Raw genomic sequence first — 25,481 nt, 5'->3', positions numbered from 1 at the left:
GGGTTTCCCTCACTGGTGTGATTCCTTTCTCGTTTCGTCCGCACCCGGCGCTGCGTCCCGGCCCTTCGAGGCACTACCGTCGGGTTCGACGCCGAAGACGGTCAAGGCCACGAGCAGGATCGCTCCGCACACGATGGCCGAGTCGGCGACGTTGAACACCGGCCACCATCCGACCGACACGAAGTCGACGACGTGGCCCTGCAGCGGTCCGGGCGAGCGGAACAGACGGTCGGTGAGATTGCCGAGCGCTCCCCCGAGGACGAGGGCGAGGCCGAGCGCCCACCACCTCGATCTCAGGGTCCGGCCGATCTTCACGACGCCGACGACGACGGCGATCGCGACCAGCGTGAGCAACCAGGTCATGCCCGTGGCCATGGAGAACGCGGCACCGGGATTGCGGACGAGTGTCAGGGTGACCGTGTCGCCGACGATCGAGATCGGATCGGCTGGGTCGATGTAGTGGACGGCGAGCACCTTCGTCACCAGATCCGCGACGTAGACGACGAGCGCCACGAGCAGCAGCGGCCGCAGCATGCGCCGGCCGACGGAGGGAGACGGCTCGTCGGCACGACCGGGAACCGGCGTCTCCGCGTCGCGGTCGGGTCGGGAAGCTTCGTTCGTCACCGCTCCATCATCCCCTACCGGACGACCGCGGCGGTTCCCCCTCCCGTCGTGGCTACCCTGGGTGGCGTGCCTGCGCTGTCCAGATTCCCCCGCTCGGGGCCGTGTGCCCTCGCGGCTGTGCTGTCCCTCTCCGCTCTCGTCGCCGGTTGCGGTGGTCCTTCGGACGGCGCGCCCGCCGTCACGGCGGCGACATCGACGGAGGTGACGGTGCCGGTGTCGACGGTGACCACGACAGTGCTCGACCCCGGTGCCGAACCCCGATCGGTGGTGCGGCTCGTACCGGAGGCCGGGGTGCAGCAGGGCGTCGTCCTCACCACCCGGTCCGAGGTCTTCCAGCGCGTCGGCGACGACCCGCAGCAGGACTTCTCCACTCCCGAGCTGACCCTTCCGCTCTCGGCGACGGTCGAGCGGGCGGTCTCCGACGAGGACCCGAGCACCGTGGTCGACATCACCGTCGGATCGGCGACGTCGCCGGACGAGACGCTCGGATCGGCACTGTCCGATGCCGAGGGTTCCGGAGCCGGACTGACGATCGGCCCCACCGGCGCGATCAGTGCGCTGCGCCTCGAGCCCACTCCCGATGCGGCGAATATCGCACGGTCGGCGATCGAGCAGGCCTTCTACCAGGCCGTCTATCGCATCGTCTCGTTCCCGGAGGAAGCCGTCGGGGTGGGCGCGGTGTGGGAGATCCACCAGCAGGTGATGAGCGCGGGCATCACCCTCGACCAGGTCGGGACGGCGACGCTCGTCGAGCGGGAGGACGACCGCATCACGGTCGACGTGAAGATTGAACAGACACCGCGCGAGTCCACCTGGGTGCTGCCGAACGGGCAGGGCCGTCTCGACATCGAGCAGTACACGATGGCCGGTGAGGGGTCGATGACGATCGACGCGTCGCTCCCCCTGCCCGTCGGCGGGGAACTGACGGTGCGCGGCGATCAGACCTACGTCGAGCCGGACGGCGGAACGCGCCTGTCGCAGTCGCAGGTCGACCGGGTGGGCTGGAACACCCCGGATCAGTAGTCCGGGAGACGGACGAACGCCGACGGCCGGCGCGGATGATCCGCGCCGGCCGTCGGTTCGTTCGGGACGAGTACTACATCACACGCAGGCCGGGGACTGCAGCTGCGCCATGTTGATGACGATGGAGCACGCGTAGTCCTTCGACACCTTCCAGGTGTCGTCCTCGGCGACGAAGTCGACCGTGCCGAAGGACGGCTGGTCGCTGCCCGCGAGCGCCATCTCGACACCGGCGGTGATCGTGCCGTTCTCGTTGTCGGTCACGTCGACGACGTTGACCTGCACACCGGCGTCGTTGGCCGCCTGGGCGACCATGTTGATCAGCTCCGGATCCTCCTCGGCACCCTGAACCAGGTCGGTCTTCTCGGCGGCCGGGACGCTCAGGTCGAATGCGCGCGCGAGGTCGGCGTTGAGCTCCTCGACGGTGGGCACCGGCGGGTAGTCGACGGCCGGAGCCGCGGCGGTCGTGGTCGTGCTGGTCTTCGCGGTCGTCTCGGAGGAGCTACCGCTGTCGTCCGAGCTGCAGGCGGACATCGTGAGGGCGGCGGCGAGCGCCACGGTGGCGACGGTGATCTTGCGAAGCTTCAACTTCTCGTCCTTCTCGTTCGGTCGTGCACGATGTGTTCGTCGTGCTCGGTCATCCGGCAGCGGATCGCCCGCAAGAGTACCCGGCGGTAGTAAGAAGACCATGAGGGCGCCGGGAACATGTTTCAGTTCAGGCTCGCGAGCGGGTCGGCGACGGTGAGGTCGGGATCGTTCTCGTCGAGCGTCCGCGCTGGTCCCGGACCCGTGCTGCGTGTCTCGAAGCGGACGGTGACCACGCCGTGGCCCGCGCCCTGCACCCATCCGTTCCCGAATTCGGGATGGCAGACGTCGGCGCCCGGCGTCCACCGGGTGGCCGGCCCGCTCGCCACGACGCGCTCCTCGTCGTCCTCCTCGGCCGGTCCGATCTCCTCGGTCGTCGTCCGGTCGAGTTCGGGGAACAGGCTGTCCTGCGCGATCGCGGACAGACCCGCATAACCCACCCCGACGAGCCGGACGGGGCCGATCTCGAGGGGATCGAGCGCGAGGCGCTGGGCGGCGGCGGTGAGCACCTGCACGTCCTCGGTGGCGTAGGGCAGGGTCGACGACCGGGTGAGCACCGACATGTCGGCCTTGCGCAGCTTGAGCACCACCGTGCGGGCGGCACGCCCGTCCTTGCGCAGGCGTGTGTGCGCGGCGGTCGCGGACGCGGCGATCGCCCGCCGCAGTCCGGGCATCGCGACGATGTCCGTGGGAAAGGTGGTCTCGGCGCTGACCTGTTTCGCCTCGGCGCGTTCGGCGACGGGCCGGTCGTCGAATCCGTTGGCGAGCCGGTGCAATCCCGGTCCGATGGTGCCGCCGAGGATCGACGCGGCCTCGGCGACGGGCAGCGCCGCGAGATCGCCGATGGTCTCGATACCGAGTCGCCGCAACCGGTCCTCGGCCACCGGACCGATCCCCCACAGCTTGCGCACCGGCAGGTTGTGCAGCAACGGAAGCTCGCCTTCGGGCCGGACGACGAGCAGCCCGTCCGGTTTCGCGAGACCGGACCCGATCTTCGCGATCTGCTTACCCGATCCTGCTCCGATGGAGGCGACGAGACCCGTTTTCTCCCTGACGTGTTCGCGTAGCTCCGCACAGAAGCGTTCGACCTCGTCGGCGTCGGCGCCGGCCAGTTCGAGAGGTTCGGCGAACGCCTCGTCGAGCGAGAGGGTCTCGAGAATGGGGATCCGGGCGCGCAGGGTGTCGAAGACGAGTCCGCTCAGTTCGCGGTACAGGATTCCGCGCGGAGGCAGCACGACCGCCGCCGGTCCGACGAGGCGCCGTGCCCGGCTCATCGGCATGGCCGAGCGCGCACCGTAGACGCGAGCCTCGTAGCTCGCGCCGGCCACCACCCCGCGGGCACCGAGCCCACCGACGAGGACCGGCCGGCCCCGCAGGGTCGGCCGGGTCAACTGCTCGGCGGACGCGAAGAACGCGTCGAGATCCAGGTGCAACACCCAGCGCCGACTCACGGAAGCGGGCACGTGTCGAGACTAGTGCGCCGCACCCACACGTCCGGCGGGAGGCCGCAGACCGGTGCTTCCGGAAGGACGCTCGATCCTCCCGGAAGCACCGGCCCGGTCACGCCTTGACGATGGACGCGCGGGTTCCCTCGCCGAGTTCGATCGCCTCGCCCTCGGGGGCACCGAGTTCGAAGGTCGTGGCGAGGATCTCGCCGGCGATCAGATCCCGGTGGCGGGCAGCCCATTCGGCGCGTTCGGCGGGAACCTCGAACCGCACCGAGATGCGGTCGGAGACCTCCAGGCCGAGGTTGCGGCGCGCGTCCTGGAACTCGCGGATGCGGTCCTTGGCCCAGCCCTCGGCCTCGAGTTCCTCGGTGACGGCCGTGTCGAGGACCACCAGGCCGTTGCCACCCGGCAGCGCGGCGGTGGATTCCGGCTCGGCCGCGACCAGACGGCTGGTGTACTCCTCGGGCAGCAGGGCGATGCCGGCCGCGGTGACCGTGCCGTCCTCCGCCTGCGTCCAGTCTCCCGCCTTGACGGCCTTGATGACCGTCTGCACGTCCTTGCCGAGACGCGGACCGGCGGCACGCGCGTTGACGACCACCTCGAACCGGCCGTGGGCCTCGACGTCGTCGGTGGTCACGACCCGCTTGACGTTGACCTCGTCCTTGATGAGATCGACGAACGGATCGAGATGCGACGAACCAGGCGTCGCCACCGTCACCTCGGGCAGCGGCAGCCGCACGCGCAGCTTCTGGGCCTTGCGCAGCGACAGCACGGTCGAGCACACCCCGCGCACCTCGTCCATCGCCGCGACGAGCGCGGGATCCGAGGGCAGGTCGTCGGCCGCCGGCCAGTCCGCCAGGTGCACCGACCGACCACCGGTCAGACCCCGCCAGATCACCTCGGACGCCATCGGCAGCAGCGGCGCGGCCAGGCGCGTGACGACCTCGAGCACCGTGTGGAGGGTGTCGATCGCGTCGGTGTCCTCGTCCCAGAACCGGTTCCGCGAGCGGCGCACGTACCAGTTGGTCAGCGCGTCGCAGAAGGTGCGCAGCTCGTCGCACGCGCCGGCGATGTCGACGGTCTCGAGTGCCTCGGTGATGACGTCGCGGGTCTGCGCGAGCTTGGCGAGGATGTACCGGTCGAGCACGTTCGTCGAATCGGTCCGCCAGGTGCCCGGCTTCGACGCGTACAGCTGGAGGAAGCTCCACGCGTTCCACAGCGGCAGCAGCGCCTGCCGCACGCCCTCGCGAATACCCTGTTCGGTGACGACGAGGTTGCCGCCGCGCAGGATCGGCGAGGACATGAGGAACCAGCGCATCGCGTCGGAACCGTCGCGGGCGAAGACCTCGTTGACGTCGGGATAGTTGCCCTTCGACTTGCTCATCTTCAGGCCGTCGTCGCCGAGAACGATGCCGTGGGCGGCAACGCATTTGAAGGCGGGACGGTCGAACAACGCGGTGGCCAGGACGTGAAGCGTGTAGAACCAGCCGCGGGTCTGGCCGTTGTACTCGACGATGAAGTCGCCCGGGTAGTGCGTGTCGAACCAGTCGCGGTTCTCGAAGGGATAGTGCACCTGGGCGAACGGCATCGAGCCGGACTCGAACCAGCAGTCGAGGACCTCGGGGACGCGACGCATGGTCGACTTCCCGGTCGGGTCGTCGGGATTCGGCCGGGTGAGTTCGTCGATCATCGGCCGGTGCAGGTCGGTGGGCCGCACGCCGAAGTCGCGTTCGAGTTCGTCGAGCGAACCGTAGACGTCGACACGCGGGTACTCCGGGTCGTCCGAGATCCACACCGGGATCGGGCTGCCCCAGTAGCGGTTACGGCTGATGTTCCAGTCGCGGGCACCTTCGAGCCACTTGCCGAACTGACCGTCGCGGATGTGCTCGGGCACCCACGTGATCTGCTGGTTGAGCTCGACCATGCGGTCGCGGAAACGGGTGACGGCGACGAACCACGACGGCACCGCCATGTAGATCAACGGCTGACCCGACCGCCACGAGTGCGGGTAGGAGTGCTCGATGGTCTCGTGCCGCACAAGCTTTCCGGCGGCCTTGAGGTCCTTGATGATGGCCGGGTTGGCGTCGAAGACCTGCAGACCCTCGTACGGCGGCACCATCGAGGTGAACTTGCCGCCCGGATCGAGCGGCTGTACGAGCTCGATGCCGTTGCGCTGGCAGTACTCCATGTCCTCTTCACCGAAAGCCGGTGCGAGGTGGACGATTCCGGTGCCGGACTCGGTGGTGACGTAGTCGGCGGCGATCACCCGGTGGGCGTTCTCGCGGCCGGTGAAGAAGTCGAAGGGCGGCTCGTAGGCGAGACCGACGAGGTCGGTGCCGCGGTAACGGCCGAGCACCTCGGGCTCCTCGCCGAGTTCGCGGGCGTAGTGGCCGAGACGATCCTGCGCGAGCAGGTAGGTCTTGTCGTCGGCCCCGCGCACGGCGACATACTCGATCTCGGGGTGCACCGCGATCGCGAGGTTGGACGGCAGGGTCCACGGCGTGGTGGTCCAGATGAGCGCGCACGCGCCGTCGAGTTCGGAGCCGGGGGCGCGCAGCACCATCTCGACGGTGACCGCCGGGTCCTGACGCATCTTGTAGGCGTCGTCGAGACGGGTCTCCTGGTTCGACAGCGGCGTCTGCTCGTACCAACTGTAGGGCAGCACGCGGAAGCCCTGGTAGATCAGGCCCTTCTCGTACAGCGACTTGAACGCCCACATGACCGACTCCATGAAGTCGAGGTCGAGGGTCTTGTAGTCGTTGTCGAAGTCGACCCAGCGTGCCTGGCGGGTGACGTAGTCGCGCCACTCACCGGTATAGCGCAGCACCGACTGCTTGCAGTAGGCGTTGAACTCGGCCACGCCCATCGAGTCGATCTCGGACTTGTCCTTGATGCCGAGCTGCTTCTCCGCCTCGAGCTCGGCGGGCAGGCCGTGGCAGTCCCAGCCGAAGCGACGGTCGACCTTCTTGCCGAGCATGGTCTGGAAACGCGGGACGACGTCCTTGACGTAGCCGGTGAGCAGGTGCCCGTAGTGCGGGAGTCCGTTCGCGAAGGGCGGGCCGTCGTAGAAGACGAACTCGTCGGCGCCGTCGCGGTTGCGCAGCGAGGCCTCGAAGGTGCCGTCGGAGGCCCACTGTGCGAGCACACATTCTTCGAGCGCCGGGAAGTCGACACCCGAATCGCGCGGCAGGTCGTAGTCGACGCGCGGATATCCGGCAGTACTGCCGGCGGTTGCTGCGGTGGGATCCGGTGCAGCGTGGTTCTCGGTCACAGCGTGGCTCCTCCGTGCCTGGATACGTCTCGGCACGGGGACGATCGCCGTGCGCGTGCACGGCCACCGCGGTACCACCCCGCTTGCTCGTCCCGGGGGACGGCCACTCGTTCGGGCTGTGACGGGCCCACCCGTCCGGTTCTACTGGGCGACCGGCAAGGTCGCCGTTCTTCCGGAGGCTCCCCGGTGATGGCCGGATCGACGCCGCCCGCGATCGCGGGATCGAGCTTCACGCTCGGTGATGCATATTGTAGGACGCTTCAGCGATCCGAAGAATTCCGGTCGCCGCGACGCCGGCGCGATGCACGCCGACCGGGACGTCCGCCCGAGGCTCCGGCCTGCCCGACGGAACGGGGATCGGCCCACTCACCTTCGGCCGAACTCCGTCCGCCGAGCGTGCTCGCCAGCAGGAGCACCGCTCCCACGACGCACACCGCGATACAACCCCATGCCCAGAGCACCGAACCGGTCATCAACGCGATCACGAGAAGACCGAATCCGACAGCTGCGAGTACCAGCGTGACGACGAGCACGACGCTCCTCCTCTACCGAGGTACAGCACCAGGCCGTACAGCACCAGCCGGAGAGACCGTCGGTCAGCTGTTGCCCTTCGCGAAGGACGACGATCCGAACGACGACGACGAGTTGGACTGGTTGAACACTTCCTGTCCACCGTCCACCGGAACGGCGGAACCGCGCTGCTCGAGCTCTTCGAGCTGCGACTCCAGATAGGACTTCAGGCGCACCCGGTATTCACGCTCGAACGTCTTGAGCCGCTCGATGCGCTCCTCCAGCACCGAACGCTGCTGGTTGATCGTGGCCATGATCTCGGTGTGCTTCTTCTCCGCGTCCGCCTGCAGCGCGTCGGCCTTCTCCTTGGCCTGACGCAGCTGGGTCTCCGAACGGGTGCGGGCATCGGCGAGCATCGCGTCGGACTTCTGCCGCGCGTCGGCGATCATCGCCTCGCTGCGGGTGCGGGCGTCGGAGACGAGCTGCTCGGAGTTGGTCCGAGCGTTGCGCACGAGCTCCTCGGCCTCGGCCTTGGCGTCGCCTGTGAGGCGGTCGGCCATCTCCTGCGCGAGCCCGAGGACCTTGGCGGCCTGCATGCTCGCGTCGCCGCTCGACGGCGCAGCGGCGACCGGGACGGGTGCCGGAGCCGGCGCCGGGGCGGGTTCCGGCTTGGGTGTCTCGACGACACGCGCGGGTTCGGGTTTGGACGGGGCCGCCGGCGCGGACGACGACGCGCTGCGCGGCGCCTTCTTGGCTTCGGCAAGCTCCTGGTCGAGTTCGGCGACCCGCTGACGCAGGTCGGCGTTCTCCTCGATGAGGTTCGTCAACTCCTGCTCGACGAGATCGAGGAAGGCGTCGACCTCGTCCTCGTTGTAACCACGCTTCCCGATCGGAGGCTTGCTGAACGCGACATTGTGCACATCAGCTGGTGTCAGCGGCATGGAAGGATCCCTTCACGCGTCGAGTAAGCGGTCAAGCAGGCGTTCTGAGTAATCGACAGTGCGTTACGCGTATCAAAACCCACTGTATATGGCACTCCATTGTGGCACACGGCAGCTCCGGGACGGCTCGACCCGACGTCCGACGCAGGCATCATGCTGCGCCGCCCCTGGGCAGGAATGCCATGAGGAAATACACGATGAACAGCAAGACCATGATGGACAGATCGAGCCGTACACCACCGAGATTGAGCGGCGGAATCAGTCTCCGCAGCAGCTTCACCGGCGGATCCGTGACCGTGAAGATCGCCTCGAGAACGACGACCACGAAGCCGGACGGCTTCCACTCCCGCGCGAAGGTTCTGATGAACTCGACGATGATCCGTCCGATCAGCAGAAGCCAGAAGATGAACAGCAGGAACCACAGCACCTCGAAAACGGCCACCTGCCCACAATGCCCGACGATGACGGGTCGATCAAAACCGAAACGCCCGGCCTGCAGTGATCTGCATCATGGCCGGGCGTGTCGGAACGCTCGAGGGACGGCGACGGGCATGCCGCGACGGACGTGCCGGGTGCACGCCCGCGCAGCGCGCGTCGACTACTGCTGGTTGTAGAAGCCGGTCTCGGCGATACGCCGCCGTTCCTCGGCGGAGACGTCGATGTCGGCGGGCGAGAGCAGGAAGACCTTCGTGGCCACCTTGTCGAACGAACCGCGCAGCGCGAAGGCGAGCCCGGCCGCGAAGTCGACGAGTCGCTTGGCGTCGGCGTTGCTCATCTCGACGAGGTCCATGATGACCGGCGTTCCGTCGCGGAAACGCTCACCGATCGTGCGCGCCTCGCTGTAGTCGCGGGGGCGCAACGTGGTGATCTTGGACAACGGACCTCCCTCGTCGAAGAGCGCACCACGCCGGGGCTCGGCGCGCTCGAGCCGGCTCTCCGCCGTCAGTGGTGCACGGCTGGGAACCGCGCGGGCCGGGGTGGGCGCCGGACGGGGACTGCGAGCGGTGATGGGTTCGACCCGCGGACGCGGTGCCGGCTCGTACCGGTCGAACTCGTCGTGCTCGAACTCGCGAACCGGTTCCTCGCGGTGCGACGGGGCGTACTCGTCGCGATGCGACGGCGCGTAGCCGCCATAAGTGGCCTCGCCGTAGTCGCGATCACGGTCGCGGCGGCCACTCGCCGGATCGTCGAGGTACTCGTCCTCGTAATCCTCGAGCGGCACCATCCCGAAGTACGCCTTGAACTTGTGGAGTGTGCTCATCGATCGCCTTTCCCTCGCGCGGCGGATGTCATTCAGGCTAACGGTCGATACCCCAAGACCGCCGTTCCGACACGCACGCACGTCGAACCCCATCGAACCGCGTGCTCGAGGTCACCCGACATGCCCGCGGACAGCTCCACCGCCGCCGGGTGGTCCTGCAGCAACCGTGCATGCATGGCGTGAAGCTGCTCGAATGCCCGCTCGGGCTCCCACCCGAGCGGCGGCACTCCCATCAAGCCTCCGAGTTCGAGGACCTCGGACGCGGCGACCGCCTCGGCGAGGGCGGGAAGATCCTCGGCGACCACGCCGCCGCGCTCCCGGTCGCCGTCGAGGCTGACCTGCAGCAGTGCCCGCAGCGGTACGGTGCGTTCGCCGGTGTCGAGGGCGGCCCGCGCCCCCTTCTCGAAGGCCTGCACGAGACGGAGACTGTCGACCGAGTGCACCGTGTGCGCCCAACGGGCGACGGCACGGGCCTTGTTGCGCTGCACCCGACCGATCATGTGCCACTCGACCGGCGCGTCGACGCTCTCCCGGAACACGGCGATCTTCGCGCTCGCCTCCTGCTCGCGGGACTCGCCGAAGCGTTCGCATCCCAGCTCGTGGAGGAGCACGGCGTCGGAGGCGGGAAAGAACTTGGTGACAGTCAGCAACGCGACGTCCGACGGATCGCGTCCGGCGGCGCGCGCCGCGGCGTCGAGCCGCTCGCGTACGGCGGCGAGACGTCCGGCGAGTTCGTCGCGCCGCTCCTCGGAGGTGGGGCTCACGCCGTTCCCTCCTCGCCGGCCTCCTCGAGCCAGACGACCGAGGCGAACCGCCCCGTGGGTGCCGAACGCCGGTGGCTGAACAGCGAGGTGTCCTCGATCGTGCAGCGCGGATCCTCCACCACGGCGGTCACGCCGTGATCGGCGAGCTGGCGGCGCAGTCCGGCACGCAGGTCGAGTCCGGGAGTACCGCGGTTCGTGCGGGTCGCGCTGCCGGGCAGGTGTGCCTCGACATCGGCCCTCATCGCCGCGGGCACCTCGTACTGCCGGCCACTCGCGGCCGGTCCGAGCAGCGCACCGATGCGATCGGGGCGGGCGCCGAGATCGACCATGACGTCGAGCACGCGCGGGAGGATCCCGATGCGCGCCCCCACCCGGCCGGCGTGCACCGCGGCGATCACCCCGGCCACCTCGTCGGACAGCAGGATCGACACGCAGTCGGCGCTGAGGGTCACGAGCGCGAGCCCGGTCTCGCGGGTGACGAGCGCATCGGTGGCGGGAACGGGTTCGGACACCGGCCCGTCGACCACGGTGACGTTGCGGCTGTGGATCTGTTCCATCCAGACGAACCGCTCGGGCGGCAACCCGATGACGGACGCGAGCCGCCGCCGGTTGGCAGCGACTGCGGCCGGGTCGTCACCGACGTGATCGGCGAGGTTGAAACTGTCGTACGGAGCTGCGGACACCCCGCCGGCTCGTGTGGTCACGACCCGGCGGGCGCGCAGCAGGCGGTGCGGAGCCGTCAACGGCGCATGAAGATCGGCACGTCGACGTCGTCGTCACCGTCGTCGTCGATGTCCACGCTGCGGGGTGCGTTGCCGCCTCCGGCCGGCGGCTGGCTGCCGACGGGGGGCTGCTCGCGCACGGGGGTGGTTTCGACGGTCTCGCGCTCGGGACGGCCGAGTTCGCCGGCGCGCGCGACGCCGATCGCACCGGGCCGACCGGCCGGCTGCTGCTGCTGCTGCTGAGGCTGAGGCTGCTGTTGCGCCTGCCCCTGCTGCTGCTGGCCGACCTCGACGGGACGGCGGGCAGGCGTTCCGCCCTCGAAGCCCGCGGCGATGACGGTCACGCGGACCTCGTCGCCGAGCGAGTCGTCGATGACCGTGCCGAAGATGATGTTGGCGTCGATGTGCGCGGCCTCCTGCACGAGCGAGGCAGCCTCGTTGATCTCGAACAGGCCGAGATCGGATCCGCCGGCGATCGACAGCAGCACGCCGCGCGCGCCTTCCATCGACGCCTCGAGCAGCGGCGAGTTGATCGCGGCCTCCGCGGCCTTGATCGCACGCCCCTCGCCGCGCGACGAGCCGATGCCCATCAACGCGGAGCCGGCACCCGACATGACGCCCTTCACGTCGGCGAAGTCGACGTTGATCAGACCCGGTGTGGTGATGAGGTCGGTGATGCCCTGGACACCGTTGAGGAGCACCTCGTCGGCGGAGCGGAAGGCGTCCATGAGACTGACGGCGGCGTCGCCGAGCTGGAGGAGCCGGTCGTTGGGGATGACGATGAGCGTGTCGCAGGACTCGCGCAGCGTCTGGATGCCGGTGTCGGCCTGACTGCCGCGGCGCTTGCCCTCGAACGAGAACGGACGCGTGACGACACCGACGGTGAGCGCGCCGAGCTTGCGGGCGATGCTCGCGACGACGGGAGCGCCGCCGGTACCGGTTCCACCACCCTCGCCTGCGGTCACGAAGACCATGTCGGCGCCCTTGAGTACTTCTTCGATCTCGTCCTTGTGATCCTCGGCGGCCTTGCGGCCGACCTCCGGGTCTGCGCCGGCGCCGAGTCCGCGGGTCAGTTCGCGGCCGACGTCGAGCTTGACGTCGGCATCCGACATGAGCAGGGCTTGCGCGTCGGTGTTGACGGCAATGAACTCGACTCCCTTGAGTCCCTGCTCGATCATGCGGTTGACCGCGTTCACGCCGCCACCGCCGATACCGACGACCTTGATTACGGCGAGGTAGTTGTGCGGGGGCGTCATGTGCTCTCGCCTTCCTGAAGTTCCGGGTGGTGCATGGTGTCCGGGTTGGTGCTGGGTCTGGGTCCGACTCGATGTCGGTCACGTCCGCCGGTCGGGCGGACGGCTCCGCAGCGCGCTGCCCCGACAAACCCTCAACCACAGCTTGAAGGTTATGTCAAGTAACGCGACTGTCCGAAACGCTATGGCACGGGTACCGAGATTAGCCAGTAGACGCGCCGGACACGCCGGACGAATTTCGTCGATCCCTCACCTCACCGTCGGCAGGTCGGGACTCGCCACGTCGAATCGCTCCCCCGGCTGTGTCAGCAGCGGGCCGACGACCGCCGCCTTCCGCTCGGAACGATCGGTTCCACCCCACACCACGACACGCCCGTCGGTGAGGACGATCGAGATGTCGGACGGGGAGGGCGCTTCGACCGTCTCCACCTGCACGCGCAGGTCGGGCGGTAACTTGTCGAGCACCTCCACGGCGGCGCGGGTCGCGGGATCGCCGGTGCCCGGCGTCGGAGTGACGAGACGGGGAGTGAACATCGGAGGCGGCTCGACCGCGAAGTCCACTCCCTCGATGTCGACAGAGTGGGTGCCGTCGGGGGCGTCGAAGAAGACCATCGCCTCGCGCTCGGTCACTGTCACCCGGACGGTGGAGGGATAGACCCGCTGGACCCGGGCCGACGCCGCACGCGGAATCGTCGCGACCCGCTGGGCCGCCGCGGCCGTGTCGACCCGGAGCAGCGGCGTGCCCTCGGCGACCGCGAGCGCGTCGACCACCTCGTCGTAGGTGACGACCTCGATCCCGTCCACCTCGATCACCCGCACGGACAGCAACGGCGACAGCCACGCCACCGCGATGGCGCCGAGGAACACCGCGACGACAGCCGCCCCTAGCAGTACCGTCCGCAGGCGCACCGACCGCCCGGACGGGCGACGGGCAGTGCTGCGTTCGCGGGCTTCATCGGGCTCACGCGGTTCGCGTGACGGTCGTCCGCGACGGCGGCGCGACGAGACGGCGGCGGGCGTCACGAGCTGATCGGTCCCGGTCCGGAACCGCCGGGTGCGCGGAATCCGCCGGGCTCGGGAGCCGCCCCGGCCGGACGGAAGCGACCCGGTTTGCTGTGGAGCGCGTCGAGGATCTGGCGGCCCAGCATCGTGACGTCACCGGCACCCATCGTGATCACAACATCACCCGGCCGGGTCAGACGCGCGACCTGCCGCGGCACCGCGGACAGATTCGGCTGGTAGTGCACAGGCTTGCTCACCGCCCGCGCGACCAGCGCACCGCTCACACCCGGGATCGGTTCCTCCCGGGCGCCGTAGACGTCGAGCACCACAACCTCGTCGGCGAGGTCGAGAGCCTGCCCGAACTCGGTGGCGAACGCCTCGGTGCGCGAGTAGAGATGCGGCTGGAAGACGACGATCACGCGGGGCCGTTCGGTGCCGGTCTCGGTGTAGCGCAGCGGCTCTCCCGCCACGAGTTCGGCCGCGGCCGCAAGGACCGCGCGGACCTCGGTGGGATGGTGGGCGTAGTCGTCGAACACCCGCACACCGTGTTCGCGGCCGGTGTACTGGAACCGCCGGTGCACACCACCGAAACCGGCGAGGCCTTCCAGCGCCTCGTCGACCTGCGCTCCGGCTTCGAGCGCGGCGAGCAGCGCGGCGAGAGCATTGAGCGCCATGTGCCGGCCGGGGACGGACAGTCGCACGGTGCGCGGCGAATCCTCACCCGCGAGGTGGAACTCGGCGACGCCGCCGACATCCTTGGCCTCCCAGCCGAGCAGCCGCACCCCGACGGGAACGCCGCGGTGGTCGCCCACGGTGCCGATGACGTCGGCGGTGCCGTAACCCTGCACCCGCAGGTCGTCGCGGCCGAGGGCGACGACGCGCTCGGCGAGGGCCGCCGAGCCGGGGTCGTCGAGGCAGACGACGAGCAGGCCGCCGGGGGCGATGCGGGCGACGAACTCGTCGAAGACCGCCGTGTACGCCTCCGGCGTGCCGAAGTAGTCGAGGTGATCGGCCTCGATGTTCGTGACGATCACGGTGTTCGGGTCGTACTGCAGCAGCGAGCCGTCGCTCTCGTCGGCTTCGGCGACGAAGACGTCCCCGCTGCCGTGGTGGGCGTTGGTCCCGGATTCGTTGAGTTCACCGCCCACCGCGAAGGACGGATCGAGGCCGCAGTGCTGCAGCGCGACGACGAGCATCGACGTCGTGGAGGTCTTGCCGTGGGTGCCGGAGACCAGGAAGGTGCGGTTCCCTCGCATCAGCGAGGCGAGGACCGCGGGTCGCAACAGGATCGGGATGCCCCGCTCGCGGGCGGCGACCAGTTCGGGATTGTCCTTCGGGATAGCCGCGAACGTTGTGACCAGGGCGGTAGGACCACCCTCCAGCAGGTCGAGAGCCTCGGCGGCGTGGCCGATGCGGACCTGCGCGCCGCGGGCCCGCAGCGCGAGCACACCGCGGCTCTCCTTCGCGTCGGAACCCGATACCTGTCCCCCACGGGCGAGCAGGATCCGGGCGATGCCCGACATCCCGGCACCGCCGATACCGACCATGTGCACCCGCTCGAGTTCGGCGGGTAACTGCGCACTCATCGTTCACTCCTGTTCGGTTCCACTCCGGCAACCTCGAGCACTATGCGCGCCATCTCGTCTGCGGCGCTGCGGTGACCAGCGGCCGCGGCGCTGCGCCCCATCTCCACGAGTCTCCGCTCGTCGCCGAGCAGCGACACCACTTCCGTGGCGACATAGTCCGAAGTCAGGTCGCCGTCGGCGACGATCCTGCCACCGCCGGCCTCGACGATGGGGCGGGCGTTGAGTTCCTGTTCACCATTCCCGTGCGGGAGCGGCACGTACACGGCGGGCAGACCCACCGCCGAGACCTCCGCGACCGTCATGGCCCCGGACCGGCAGACCACCGCATCGGCGGCGGAGTACGCGAGGTCCATCCGTTCGAGATAGGGCACGGTGACGTACGGGGCGCGGGCGTGACCGACATGGGCGGGGATGTCCACGGTGTTCTTCGGTCCGTGCGCGTGCAGCACCGCGATGCCGGCCTCCGCGAGTGCCGAGGACGCGCCGGACACGGCCTCGTTCAGCGAGCGTGCACCCTGCGACCCACCGAAGACGAGCAGCACGGGTACGTCGTCGGGCAGACCGAAGTGCCGGCGTGCCTCCGCGCGCAGCCCGGCGCGGTCGAGACCCGTGATCGACGAGCGGACCGGGATCCCCACGATCTGCGCGTCACCGCGCCGGACGATTCCCGAGCGCGGGACGGCGGCGAGCACGCGCTCGGCCCGCAGGGCACCGATGCGATTGGCGATGCCCGCACTGGCATTGGCCTCGTGGACGACGACCGGGATGCGCCGGCGTCGACGCAGCGGACCGGCTCCGGCCGCGAGATAGGCGGGCAACGCCACGTACCCGCCGAAACCGACGACGACGTCGGCGCCGACCTCGTCGAGGATCTGCCTGGTACGGCGCACCGACGAGACGACCCGGCCGGGAAGTCTCAGCAGGTCCACCGTCGGCTTGCGGGGCAGCGGCACCGGTGGGATGAGTTCGAGGGGATATCCGCGGCGCGGCACCAGCGTCGTCTCGAGTCCCCGTTCGGTGCCGATAGCGGTGATCCGCGCGTCAGGCACGAGTGCGCGAACGGCGTCGGCCACCGCGAGTGCCGGTTCGATATGACCGGCCGTGCCGCCTCCGGCCACCACCACCGACAGTGCCGGCCTCTCCCCACTCACCTACGGTTCCCTCTCTCTCCGCTTCGTCCGTTCGATCCGCGTGTCGTGCGGTTCGTCTGCTGCCGGCCGCGAGCCGGTTCGCGTGCAGGTTGTGCACGCCGGGCCCGGCCGGTCCCCTCCCGGGGTTCCGTCCGGCCTGCCGATGTCCGGCGGTCCGTCGCGGCTCCCCGTTGCCGCTCGTTCGGTGCGGGGGACTGCCGCTTGCGCGATCCCCCACCTTTCGACGCGGGGCGGGCACTGCGCTCGGGCGCCGCGGCCCGCGCTCGCGGCTGTCGTGCTGCGACCGTACGCGCCGCCGAGGAGCGACCGGCCCGGTAGGCCTCCGGCTTGCGCAGGCGCAGCAGCCGCGCGAACCGGCCGTCCTGACCCGCGTGCAGCGCGGCGATGGCCTCGGGTTCGTGTCTGGCTGCGTTGGCGATCAGGCCGAACATCAGCAGGGTGGTGGCCGTCGAGGTACCACCGGCCGACACGAGCGGCAACTGCAGGCCGGTCACGGGCAGCAGTCCCACGACGTAGCCGATGTTGATGAAGGCCTGGCCGATGATCCACGTCGTCGCCGTCGCAGTGAACAGGCGCAGGAAGGGGTCGGCCGAGCGCATCGCGATCCGCAGTCCGACATAGGCGAACAGACCGAACAGGCCGATGACGGCCACTCCACCGAGGAAGCCCAGTTCCTCACCGATGATCGCGAAGATGAAGTCGTTGTGGGCGTTGGGCAGATAACTCCACTTCGCGCGGCTCTGACCGAGCCCGCGACCCCACAGGCCGCCGTCCGCGAGGGAGAACTTCGCCTGTCGCGCCTGGTAACCGGCACCCTGCGGGTCGTCGCCGGGGTTGAAGAAGGCCCGCACACGCTGCGAGCGATAGCCGGCCGTCAAGGCCAGGATCACCGCGAGTGTGGCGGCCGTGCCGACGATCCCGAGGAACACCTTGAGCGGCAGTCCCGCGAACCACAACAGGGCGATCACGATGATCACGATCGAGACGGTGGTGCCGAGGTCGGGCTGGAGCACGATCAGGCCGGTCACGAGCAGGGCGGCCGGGACGAGCGGGACGAGCATCTCGCGCAGCGTCGAGTTCTCCCCACGCCGGGAGGCGAGCAGGTGCGCACCCCACACGGCAAGGGTGATCTTGGCGATCTCCGCCGGCTGCAACGAGATACCGGCGATGACGAACCACCCCCGGGTGCCCTGCGAGACCGTACCGATGCCCGGTATGAGCACGAGCACGAGCAGCACGACCGAGAACGCGAACGCCGGGAAGGCGAAGCGTCGCATCACCCGGACCGGGATCTGCAGCGCGATGTAGAAGATCACCATGCCCAGGACGGCGAAGATCGCCTGGGAGGTGAACAATCCGTAGGCCGATCCCGCCGCGGCCACCGCGCCGACGCTCGACGACGACAGCACCATGACGAGGCCGAGCACGGTGAGCAGGACGGCGATCGTCACCACGAGATGGAAGGACGCGAGCGGTCGCGCCATCCAGGCCCCGAACCGGCCGCGTACTCCGACCACCGGCTCGTCGGTGTTCGCCCCTGCTCGGGTCGCTCCTGCCCGAGGGGTCACGGTTGCGTCCCGCCCCCGCGGAGTTCCTCGACCGCGGACGCGAAACTCCGGCCGCGCTCCGCGTAATCGGCGAACATGTCGAGCGATGCCGCGGCCGGGGCGAGCAGCACCGTCTCCCCCGGCGAGGCGAGTGCGGCCGCTTCCCGGACCACCACGCGCATCGCGGCAGGACCGTCGGCGCCCGGTGCCACGGCCCTCCTCACCGAAGACGTGTCGGTCTCGCTCGTCGCATCGGTCATCGCTTCATCGTCGCCCGTGTCCACGACGACGACCGGGACCTGCGGGGCGTGTCGCGCCAGCGCGTCGGCGATGTCGCCGGCGTCGCGGCCGAGCAGCACGGCTCCGGACAGTCGCGGCGCAACCTCGGCGACCAGGTCGTCCACGCGGGCGCCCTTGAGCAGACCACCGGCGATCCACACCACGCGGTCGCGGGCGAGCAGCGAACTACGGGCCGCGTGCGGATTGGTCGCCTTCGAATCGTCGATGTACTCGACGCCGTCGACCTGCCCGACCGGCGCGGCGCGGTGCGGACCGACGCGGTGCCGTCGCAGGCCGTCGTGCACCGCCGAGGCGGGCACGTCGATGGCCCGGGCGAGGGCTGCGGCCGCGAGTGCGTCGGACAGTCCGGCGGGGCCGGGCGGCGTCACGTCGTCCACCCGGGCGAGCACGGCGGAATCGGCGAACGCCCGGTCGACGAGCAGTTCGCCGCTGATCCCGAGTTCGCCTTCCTGGGGATAGCCCAGGGTGAAGCCCACGGTGACCACGGCACGGGACCGGTCGCCGAGACCACCGGCGATCGGGTCGTCGAGACCGATGACCCCGACGGCGCCGGTGAGCGCACCGAGTTTGGCCTCGATGTAGTTCTCGATGCCGCCGTGCCAGTCGAGATGGTCCTCGGCGATGTTGAGCACGACGCCGGCCTCGGGCCGAACCGAGGGCGCCCAGTGCAGCTGGAAGGACGACAACTCGACGGCGAGTACGTCGGCCCGCGGTTCGTCGCGGCGCAGGGCGTCGAGCACGGGAAGACCGATGTTGCCGCACGCGACGCTGCCGAGGCCGGAGGCCTCGAGGATCGCGTGCAGCATCATGGTCGTAGTGGTCTTGCCGTTCGTCCCGGTGACGGCCAGCCACCGACGGGCCGGTCCGTAGACCTCGGCGCGGTCGATGCGCCAGGACAGTTCGATGTCGCCCCAGATGGGGATCGCCGCGCCGGCCGCGCGCGAGAGCAGCGGGGCGTCGGGCGGGAATCCGGGACTCGTGACCACCAGGGCGAACTCGCGCAGCGCAGCGGGGTCGTCGACGAGACTGTCGAGGTCGACCGTCCGGGCGCCGAGCGCCGCGCACTCGGCCAGTGCCCGCTCGTTGCGGTCGGTGACGGTGACGTGGGCGCCGAGATCGGTAAGGGGTTCGATCGTCGCGCGGCCGGACACCCCTGCCCCGGCGACGAGCACCGCCCGTCCTCTGAGCCGTTCGAGTTCGTCGTTCACGGTCAGTCCCCGATCGCCGCGAGGTATTCGCTGTAGAAGAGGGCCAGACCGATCGCCGAGGCGATGGCGGCGAGCAACCAGAACCGGATGATCACCGTGGTCTCGGCCCATCCGCCGAGTTCGAAGTGATGGTGGAAGGGTGCCATCCGGAACACCCGCCTGCGGCTGGACCGGAAGACCGCGACCTGGATGACCACCGAGGCGGCCTCCGCGACGAACAGCGCGCCGATGACCACCATGAGCAGCTCGGTGCGGGTCGTGATGGACAGACCGGCCAGCATGCCGCCGAGGGCGAGCGAGCCCGTGTCGCCCATGAAGATCTTGGCCGGTGCGGCGTTCCACCACAGGAAGCCGATGCAGGCGGCGGCGCCGGCGGCGCACAGCAACGCGAGATCGAGCGGATCACGGACGTCGTAGCACCCGGCGGTCGGCTCCACGGCGCACGCGTTGCGGTACTGCCAGAAGGTGATGATGACGTAGGCGCCGAGCACCAGCGCCATCGAACCCGCAGCGAGACCGTCGAGGCCGTCGGTGAGGTTCACCGCGTTCGACCACGCGCTGACCAGCAGATAGACGAACAGGATGAACACGATCGAGCCCATCGAGACCGTGGCGATGTCGCGCACGTAGGACAGATCGGTGCTCGCCGGGGTGAGACCGTCCGCATTGCGGAACTGCAGCGCGAGGATGCCGAAGCCCACCGCGACGACCAGCTGGCCGACCAGCTTGGCCGTCTTGTTCAGACCGAGATTGCGCTGCTTGCGAATCTTGATGAAGTCGTCGAGGAAGCCGACGCCGCCGAGCGCCGTCGTCAGGCCGAGCACGAGCAGACCCGAGGCCGTGGGACCTTCCGCGTCGTATCCCGTACCGATGAGATGCGACCCCCAGTAACCGGCCCACAGACCGGCGAGGATCGCGACGCCGCCCATGGTGGGGGTGCCGCGCTTGGACTGGTGGCTCTGCGGGCCCTCGACCCGGATCTCCTGCCCGAAGCCCTGCCGGGAGAACATCTTGATCAGGAGGGGGGTGAGCAGGATCGAGACTGCGAGCGCGATGCCCGCCGCGAACAGGATCTGTCTCACCGGGCGTCCTCCGTCCCCACAGCAGCGTCGTTGTCTCCGGCACCGGGGTCGTCCGCGAGGACGGCCTCGGCGACGGTCCACAGTCCCACGGACTGCGATGCCTTCACGAGCACGATGTCGCCCGGTTGCAGTTCGTCGCGCAACAACGCGATCGCGGCGTCGGCATCGGGTACGTGGCTCGCTTCCTCACCCCACGATCCTTCCATCACGGCGCCCTGGAACAGACCCCGGACCGGCCGCGTGGCACCGACGGCGATGATGCGGGTGACGTCGAGGCGCACGGCGAGGCGTCCGATGGCGTCGTGGGCGACGACGGCGTCGTCCCCGAGCTCGGCCATCTCCCCCAGCACCGCGAAGGTGCGCCGGCGATCCGGACCGGACCGCGCCATGGTGACCAGGGCCTTCACGGCTGCGCGCATGGAATCGGGATTGGCGTTGTAGGCGTCGTCGATGACGGTCACCCCGTCGGATCGGGTGTGCACCGCCATGCGGTGCGCCGAGACGGGACCCGCCGTCGCGAGCGCCTCGGCGGCCTGCTCGACCGTCGCACCGCACTCCACGGCGACGGCGATCGCCGACAGGGCGTTGCCGATCTGGTGTTCGCCGTGCACGGCGAGCCGCACGGGCACGCGCCGCTCCTGTCCGTCGGCGCCGGGGACGACGGCGGTGAAGGAGGCACGCGCCTGGTCGTCGAGGTGGATGTCCTCGGCGCGATAGGCGGCACCGGACCCGGTCCCGACGGTCACCACACGACCGGTGGTGCGGGTCGCCATCTTCGACACGAGGGTGTCGTCGGCGTTGAGGATCGCCACTCCCCCCTCGGCGGCGCTGGGCAGCGCCTCGACGAGTTCGCCCTTCGTCTCGGCGATGACCTCCTGCGAGCCGAACTCGCCGAGGTGTGCGGTACCGACGTTGAGCACGACACCGATCCGCGGCGGGGCGATGCGGCTCAGGGTCGCGATGTGCCCGGGGCCCCGCGCCGACTTCTCGAGGACGAGGAACCGGGTGGATTCGGTGGCGCGCAGCGCGGTCCAGGGGTGGCCGAGTTCGTTGTTGAACGAGCCGGGCGGGGCGACGACCTCACCGAGCGGTGCGAGCACGGCGGCGATCATGTCCTTCGTGGACGTCTTGCCCGCCGAACCGGTGACACCGACAACGGTGAGGCCGGCGCCGGTGAGCGTGTCCACCACGGTGCGGGCGAGCTTCGCGAGGCCGGCGAGCACGGCCGCGCCGGATCCGTCGCTGTCGTGTTCGAGCGCGAGGGTGTTGGTCTCGGTCGGCGGGATGGGCGGCACGACGATGGCGGGCACACCCACCGGCCGTGCGGCCAGGACCGCGACCGCACCGGCGGCGACGGCGGCCGCGGCGTGATCGTGCCCGTCCGAGCGCGCACCGGGCAGCGCCAGGAACAGGCCGCCGGGACCGATCCGTCGCGAGTCGAACTCGACGGAACCGGTCACCTCGGCGGACGGATCGTCGACGTCGTGCAGGGTGCCCCCGACGACCTCCGCGATCCGAGCCAGTGTCATCGGGATCATGCCTTGCCTCCGTGATGCGAACCGCCCGCAGCAGGCGGATGGTCACCGTCGGGTCCTGCGGTCCGGTACTTGTCGAGAGCTGCGCCGAGGACCTCGCGGTCGTCGAAGGGGTGCTTCACTCCGTCGATCTCCTGCCCCGTCTCGTGGCCCTTGCCGGCGACGAGGACGACGTCGCCCGGGCGGGCCCACGCGACCGCGGCGTCGATCGCCGCGGCGCGATCGCCGATCTCGAGGATCTCGCCGCGTTCGGCCGCCGGGACGGAGTGTGCACCGTCGAGGACGGCCGCGCGGATGGCGGCGGGGCTCTCGGTTCGTGGGTTGTCGTCGGTCACGACCACCAGATCGGCGGCCCGCGCCGCGACCTCGCCCATGATCGGCCGCTTCGTCCGGTCGCGGTCGCCGCCCGCACCGACGACGACGGCGATGCGTCCCTCGGTCGCGGCGCGCAGGGTTCCGATGACCGCTTCGAGCGCCGCGGGCTTGTGGGCGTAGTCGACGACGGCGAGGAAGTCCTGACCGCGCTCGACCCGTTCGACCCGGCCGGGCACCGCGACATCGGCGATACCGCGGATCGCGGCGTCGATGTCGGCGCCCACCTCGGCGCAAAGCGCTACGGCGAGAGCGGCGTTGGTGACGTTGTAGCGGCCCGGCAGGCCGACGGTGGCGCGGCGGGCGATCCCGTCCGGACCGGTCAGGGTGAACTGCTGCACTCCCGTCTCTTCGGGGACCTCGTCGGTGACCGTCCAATCGGCCGCGGCGCCGGCAGCGTCACCGTCGCCACCTGTGGTGACCGTGCGGACTGCGGTCGCGTCGTCGCGGCCCGCGCGCGCGACCTCGGCCATGCGACGTCCCCACACGTCGTCGGTGCACACCACCGCGCGGCGGGCCCGGACCGGCGAGTCCTCGGCGAACAGCCGGGCCTTCGCGCCGAAGTAGTCGTCGAGGTCCTTGTGGAAGTCGAGATGGTCCTGGGACAGGTTGGTGAACCCGCCGACGGAGAACTCGGTGGCGTCCACGCGACCGAGTGCGAGGGCATGGCTGGAAACCTCCATCACGACCGTGTCGACACCGCGTTCGCGCATGACGGCGAACAGGGCGTGCAGCTGCGGCGCCTCGGGTGTCGTGAGGGTGCTCGGCACGCGAATGCCTTCGATCCGGGTCTCCACGGTCCCGACGAGACCGACGACGCGTCCGGCCGCGACGAGGCCTGCCTCGACGAGATAGGACGTCGTGGTCTTACCGGACGTGCCGGTGATGCCGATGACCTGCATGCTCCGGGAGGGGTGTCCGTAGACGGTGGCCGACGCCGCCCCCAGCGCGACACGCGGTTCGGGATGGACGAGGACCGCGACCGAATCGGAGGTGGCCTCGGCGACGAGGTCGCGACCGGCCTCGTCGGTCAGCACGGCGACCGCTCCGCGTTCGAGCGCGGTGCCCGCGTAGGAGGCGCCGTGGGCGCGCGCGCCGGGCAGCGCGGCGAAGACGTCGCCGGGGCGGATGCCCTGGGCGCGCAGGTCGATGCCGGTGATCGCGGCCGCGCGGGCCGCATCCTCTCCGGCGGCTGCATTGACGATCTCGACGCGCGCCCCGATGGCGTCGGCGAGAACCGAGATCTGCGTCATCGGTAGGTGCTCGGGTCTCCGCCCCTCCTCCGGAGGAGCCGGATCCGGACTCGATGGCACAGGCACCAGTTTCCTCTCGCTTCGCTGCAGCTCGTCTGCAGGCACTCCGACGGATGTTTCCGGGTTCGTTCCCGATCCGCTCTCGGCGACGACCGTCGTGTCACGTTACCGACCTGTCAGCCTACCGAGACGCCACGGTCACCTCGTCAGTCGACCTGGAGGATCAACTTGCTCTCCGGTTCGGCCGACAGCGGCACGCCGTCGCGCTGCAGCAACCACGACGCGATGTTGCGGAACAGCGGCGCGGCCGATTGGCCCCCGCTGCCGTCGGAGCTGCGGGTCGGGGCGTCGAGCATGATGCCCACGACATAGCGCGGATCGTCGGACGGAGCGATGCCAGCGAAGGTGATCCAGTAGTCGGAGTTCGAGTAACACTTGCAGTTCTGGTCGATCTGCTGGGCGGTACCCGTCTTGCCCGAGATCTGATAGCCCTCGATGGCGGCGCCCGCACCGGTGCCCTGCTGGTTGCCGGTATCGGACTGGACGACGGAACGGAACATGTCGCGCACCGTCGCGGCGGTCTGCGGGCTCACCACCCGCACCGGATCGGGACGGGGCGTCTCGGTGCGCGTGCCGTCCGGCGCGATGGTCGCGCGCACGACCCGCGGCGGGACACGTTCCCCGTCGTTCGCGATGGTCTGGTAGATCGCGGTCATCTGCAGCAGGGTCATCGACAGACCCTGGCCGATGGGCAGGTTCGCGAAGGTGCCACCCGACCACTGCTCACGGCTGGGCAGCAGACCCGCGGATTCGCCGGGCAGGCCGACATCGGTGCGCTGGCCGAGACCGAACAGTCGCAGCATCTCGGCGAAGCGGTCCTCACCGATCCGCTCGGCGAGCATGAGCGTGCCGACGTTCGACGACTTCCCGAACACACCCGTCGTGGTATACGGCACGACCCCGTGATCCCAGGCGTCCTTGACGGTCGCGCCGGCCATGGTGATCGTGCCGGGGACCTGCAGGACCTCGTCGGGGCGGGTCAGACCGTCCTCGATCGCCGCGGCCGCGGTGATGATCTTGTTCACGGACCCGGGTTCGAACGGCGAACTGACCGCGAGGTTGCCCTGTTCGGCGTCGGGCGGGTTGTTCGCGACACCGATCGACGGGTCGAAGGTGCGGTCGTTCGACATGGCGAGCACTTCGCCGGTGTGCGCGTCGAGCACCACAGCGGAGGCGTTCTTCGCCCCGGACAGGTCCTTCGCGCGCTGGACCTCCTGCTGCACGTGGTACTGCAGGTCGTTGTCGATCGTGAGCTCGACGGAGGAACCGTCGACGGCGGGCTGACGGTCGCGCCAGCTGCCCGGGATGACGGCGCCGTCGGATCCACGGTCGTAGGTGGACGAACCGTCGGTACCCGCCAGCACGGCGTCCATCGACGCTTCGAGCCCGATCAGGCCGTGTCCGTCCCAGCCGGTCGCGCCGACGAGATTGGCGGCGAGCGATCCGCCCGGATACAGACGGATGTCCTGACGCTCGGTGCCGACCTTGTCGTACTCGTCGACGATCTCCGCCGCGACCCCCGGATCGACGCCGCGGGCGAGGTAGACGAAGGTCTCGTCGCTCTCGAGCATCTCGAGCACGTCCTTCTCCGGCGCCGCGGCGCCGAGCGCCTCGTGGACCGCCGACGCGACGCCCTCGAGATATTCGGAGACCTCGGGCCGGGACGGGTCCTTCGCGCGTTCCTCCTCGAGTTCCTTGCGCACCCGCACGGGTTGGAAGGTCAGCGCCTTCGCTTCCATGGTGTACGCGAGCGGTTCCCCGTTGCGATCGGCGATGGTGCCGCGGGTCGCGGGTTCGACGAGTCGGGTGGTGCGCTGGCTGGCGGCTTCGGCGGACAGTGTGGGGGCCTGGACGAGCTGCACGGACAACAACTGGGCGACGGCTACGCCCAGAATGCCGAACATGCCGATCCGGCCCCACTTGTTGCGGAACGCGAAACTCGTCCGGTCGCGCTGCTTGCGATCGCGCGGCGCGGGCATTCTAGCG

21 protein-coding genes are annotated in these 25,481 nt (G+C 69.8%); 1 reads left to right on the top strand and 20 read right to left on the bottom strand.

Annotated elements, in window-relative coordinates:
* Positions 1 to 9: 9 nt before the first annotated feature.
* On the bottom strand, positions 10 to 624 hold the full coding sequence (gene lspA, locus BLV31_RS12045) for a signal peptidase II (RefSeq protein ID WP_064061516.1): 615 nt from the start codon (positions 622 to 624) through the stop codon (positions 10 to 12).
* A 66-nt stretch (positions 625 to 690) separates the two neighbouring features.
* Between lspA and BLV31_RS12040 the strand changes: the two genes are divergently transcribed.
* Positions 691 to 1,647 (top strand): hypothetical protein, encoded by a 957-nt coding sequence (locus BLV31_RS12040; protein WP_064061531.1) that lies wholly within the window; start codon positions 691 to 693, stop codon positions 1,645 to 1,647.
* Positions 1,648 to 1,725: 78 nt separating this feature from the next.
* Here BLV31_RS12040 and BLV31_RS12035 read toward each other — a convergent pair whose 3' ends face one another.
* From BLV31_RS12035 to BLV31_RS11945, 19 genes are all read right to left on the bottom strand, one after another.
* The gene (locus tag BLV31_RS12035) at positions 1,726 to 2,232 is read right to left on the bottom strand and encodes a WKL family lipoprotein (RefSeq protein WP_064061517.1); all 507 of its coding nucleotides are present in this window, start codon (positions 2,230 to 2,232) and stop codon (positions 1,726 to 1,728) included.
* 122 nt (positions 2,233 to 2,354) lie between these two features.
* A complete protein-coding gene (locus BLV31_RS12030; RefSeq protein WP_064061518.1) occupies positions 2,355 to 3,665 on the bottom strand; it encodes a DNA polymerase IV in 1,311 nt (436 codons plus the stop codon).
* A 124-nt stretch (positions 3,666 to 3,789) separates the two neighbouring features.
* Positions 3,790 to 6,948 (bottom strand): isoleucine--tRNA ligase, encoded by a 3,159-nt coding sequence (ileS, locus tag BLV31_RS12025; protein WP_064061519.1) that lies wholly within the window; start codon positions 6,946 to 6,948, stop codon positions 3,790 to 3,792.
* A 260-nt stretch (positions 6,949 to 7,208) separates the two neighbouring features.
* Complete coding sequence (locus tag BLV31_RS12020) at positions 7,209 to 7,481, bottom strand: hypothetical protein (protein WP_006554130.1); 273 nt, start codon at positions 7,479 to 7,481, stop codon at positions 7,209 to 7,211.
* A 63-nt stretch (positions 7,482 to 7,544) separates the two neighbouring features.
* On the bottom strand, positions 7,545 to 8,399 hold the full coding sequence (gene wag31, locus BLV31_RS12015; RefSeq protein WP_006554131.1) for a DivIVA-like cell division protein Wag31: 855 nt from the start codon (positions 8,397 to 8,399) through the stop codon (positions 7,545 to 7,547).
* Between the two features lie 151 nt (positions 8,400 to 8,550).
* The gene (locus BLV31_RS12010; RefSeq protein WP_006554132.1) at positions 8,551 to 8,841 is read right to left on the bottom strand and encodes a YggT family protein; all 291 of its coding nucleotides are present in this window, start codon (positions 8,839 to 8,841) and stop codon (positions 8,551 to 8,553) included.
* Positions 8,842 to 8,997: 156 nt separating this feature from the next.
* Positions 8,998 to 9,660 (bottom strand): cell division protein SepF, encoded by a 663-nt coding sequence (locus BLV31_RS12005; protein ID WP_006554133.1) that lies wholly within the window; start codon positions 9,658 to 9,660, stop codon positions 8,998 to 9,000.
* Positions 9,661 to 9,692: 32 nt separating this feature from the next.
* The gene (locus BLV31_RS12000) at positions 9,693 to 10,424 is read right to left on the bottom strand and encodes a YggS family pyridoxal phosphate-dependent enzyme (protein ID WP_064061520.1); all 732 of its coding nucleotides are present in this window, start codon (positions 10,422 to 10,424) and stop codon (positions 9,693 to 9,695) included.
* Positions 10,421 to 11,167: a peptidoglycan editing factor PgeF gene (gene pgeF, locus BLV31_RS11995; RefSeq protein ID WP_016691805.1), complete on the bottom strand. Its 747-nt coding sequence runs from the start codon at positions 11,165 to 11,167 to the stop codon at positions 10,421 to 10,423. Before pgeF ends, BLV31_RS12000 begins: the two co-directional genes overlap by 4 nt.
* A complete protein-coding gene (ftsZ, locus tag BLV31_RS11990; RefSeq protein ID WP_064061521.1) occupies positions 11,164 to 12,402 on the bottom strand; it encodes a cell division protein FtsZ in 1,239 nt (412 codons plus the stop codon). The genes pgeF and ftsZ overlap by 4 nt, the downstream gene beginning before the upstream one ends.
* Before the next feature lie 246 nt (positions 12,403 to 12,648).
* Positions 12,649 to 13,422: a cell division protein FtsQ/DivIB gene (locus tag BLV31_RS11985; protein WP_006554137.1), complete on the bottom strand. Its 774-nt coding sequence runs from the start codon at positions 13,420 to 13,422 to the stop codon at positions 12,649 to 12,651.
* A complete protein-coding gene (murC, locus tag BLV31_RS11980; RefSeq protein WP_064061522.1) occupies positions 13,419 to 14,987 on the bottom strand; it encodes a UDP-N-acetylmuramate--L-alanine ligase in 1,569 nt (522 codons plus the stop codon). Before murC ends, BLV31_RS11985 begins: the two co-directional genes overlap by 4 nt.
* Complete coding sequence (gene murG, locus BLV31_RS11975) at positions 14,984 to 16,138, bottom strand: undecaprenyldiphospho-muramoylpentapeptide beta-N-acetylglucosaminyltransferase (RefSeq protein WP_064061523.1); 1,155 nt, start codon at positions 16,136 to 16,138, stop codon at positions 14,984 to 14,986. Before murG ends, murC begins: the two co-directional genes overlap by 4 nt.
* Positions 16,135 to 17,622 (bottom strand): putative lipid II flippase FtsW, encoded by a 1,488-nt coding sequence (ftsW, locus tag BLV31_RS11970; protein WP_050993496.1) that lies wholly within the window; start codon positions 17,620 to 17,622, stop codon positions 16,135 to 16,137. The genes murG and ftsW overlap by 4 nt, the downstream gene beginning before the upstream one ends.
* Positions 17,623 to 17,702: 80 nt before the next feature.
* Positions 17,703 to 19,193, bottom strand: coding sequence for a UDP-N-acetylmuramoyl-L-alanine--D-glutamate ligase (gene murD, locus BLV31_RS11965; protein WP_024101270.1), 1,491 nt, complete (start codon positions 19,191 to 19,193; stop codon positions 17,703 to 17,705).
* Positions 19,194 to 19,195: 2 nt separating this feature from the next.
* Complete coding sequence (gene mraY, locus BLV31_RS11960) at positions 19,196 to 20,275, bottom strand: phospho-N-acetylmuramoyl-pentapeptide-transferase (protein WP_006554142.1); 1,080 nt, start codon at positions 20,273 to 20,275, stop codon at positions 19,196 to 19,198.
* Positions 20,272 to 21,813 carry a UDP-N-acetylmuramoyl-tripeptide--D-alanyl-D-alanine ligase gene (locus tag BLV31_RS11955; RefSeq protein ID WP_064061524.1) on the bottom strand — a complete coding sequence of 514 codons (1,542 nt, stop codon included), beginning with the start codon at positions 21,811 to 21,813 and terminating at the stop codon, positions 20,272 to 20,274. The genes mraY and BLV31_RS11955 overlap by 4 nt, the downstream gene beginning before the upstream one ends.
* The gene (locus tag BLV31_RS11950) at positions 21,810 to 23,435 is read right to left on the bottom strand and encodes a UDP-N-acetylmuramoyl-L-alanyl-D-glutamate--2,6-diaminopimelate ligase (protein ID WP_064061525.1); all 1,626 of its coding nucleotides are present in this window, start codon (positions 23,433 to 23,435) and stop codon (positions 21,810 to 21,812) included. The genes BLV31_RS11955 and BLV31_RS11950 overlap by 4 nt, the downstream gene beginning before the upstream one ends.
* A 206-nt stretch (positions 23,436 to 23,641) precedes the next feature.
* The gene (locus BLV31_RS11945) at positions 23,642 to 25,474 is read right to left on the bottom strand and encodes a peptidoglycan D,D-transpeptidase FtsI family protein (protein WP_064061526.1); all 1,833 of its coding nucleotides are present in this window, start codon (positions 25,472 to 25,474) and stop codon (positions 23,642 to 23,644) included.
* Positions 25,475 to 25,481: the final 7 nt, after the last annotated feature.

The organism is Rhodococcus pyridinivorans (genome assembly GCF_900105195.1).
In the GTDB taxonomy this organism is placed as follows: domain Bacteria; phylum Actinomycetota; class Actinomycetes; order Mycobacteriales; family Mycobacteriaceae; genus Rhodococcus; species Rhodococcus pyridinivorans.
The sequence above is the reverse complement of the archived record's forward strand: the minus strand, read 5'-3'. Positions and strand labels throughout refer to the sequence as shown.

Bases quoted from the DNA above. Each gene is read 5' to 3' on its own strand.
- BLV31_RS11950 (WP_064061525.1), bottom strand. From the start codon at position 23,435: ATGACGCAGATCTCGGTTCTCGCCGACGCCATCGGGGCGCGCGTCGAG.
- ftsW (WP_050993496.1), bottom strand. From the start codon at position 17,622: ATGGCGCGACCGCTCGCGTCCTTCCATCTCGTGGTGACGATCGCCGTC.
- BLV31_RS11945 (WP_064061526.1), bottom strand. From the start codon at position 25,474: ATGCCCGCGCCGCGCGATCGCAAGCAGCGCGACCGGACGAGTTTCGCG.
- wag31 (WP_006554131.1), bottom strand. From the start codon at position 8,399: ATGCCGCTGACACCAGCTGATGTGCACAATGTCGCGTTCAGCAAGCCT.
- ftsZ (WP_064061521.1), bottom strand. From the start codon at position 12,402: ATGACGCCCCCGCACAACTACCTCGCCGTAATCAAGGTCGTCGGTATC.
- BLV31_RS12005 (WP_006554133.1), bottom strand. From the start codon at position 9,660: ATGAGCACACTCCACAAGTTCAAGGCGTACTTCGGGATGGTGCCGCTC.
- murC (WP_064061522.1), bottom strand. From the start codon at position 14,987: ATGAGTGCGCAGTTACCCGCCGAACTCGAGCGGGTGCACATGGTCGGT.
- BLV31_RS11955 (WP_064061524.1), bottom strand. From the start codon at position 21,813: ATGATCCCGATGACACTGGCTCGGATCGCGGAGGTCGTCGGGGGCACC.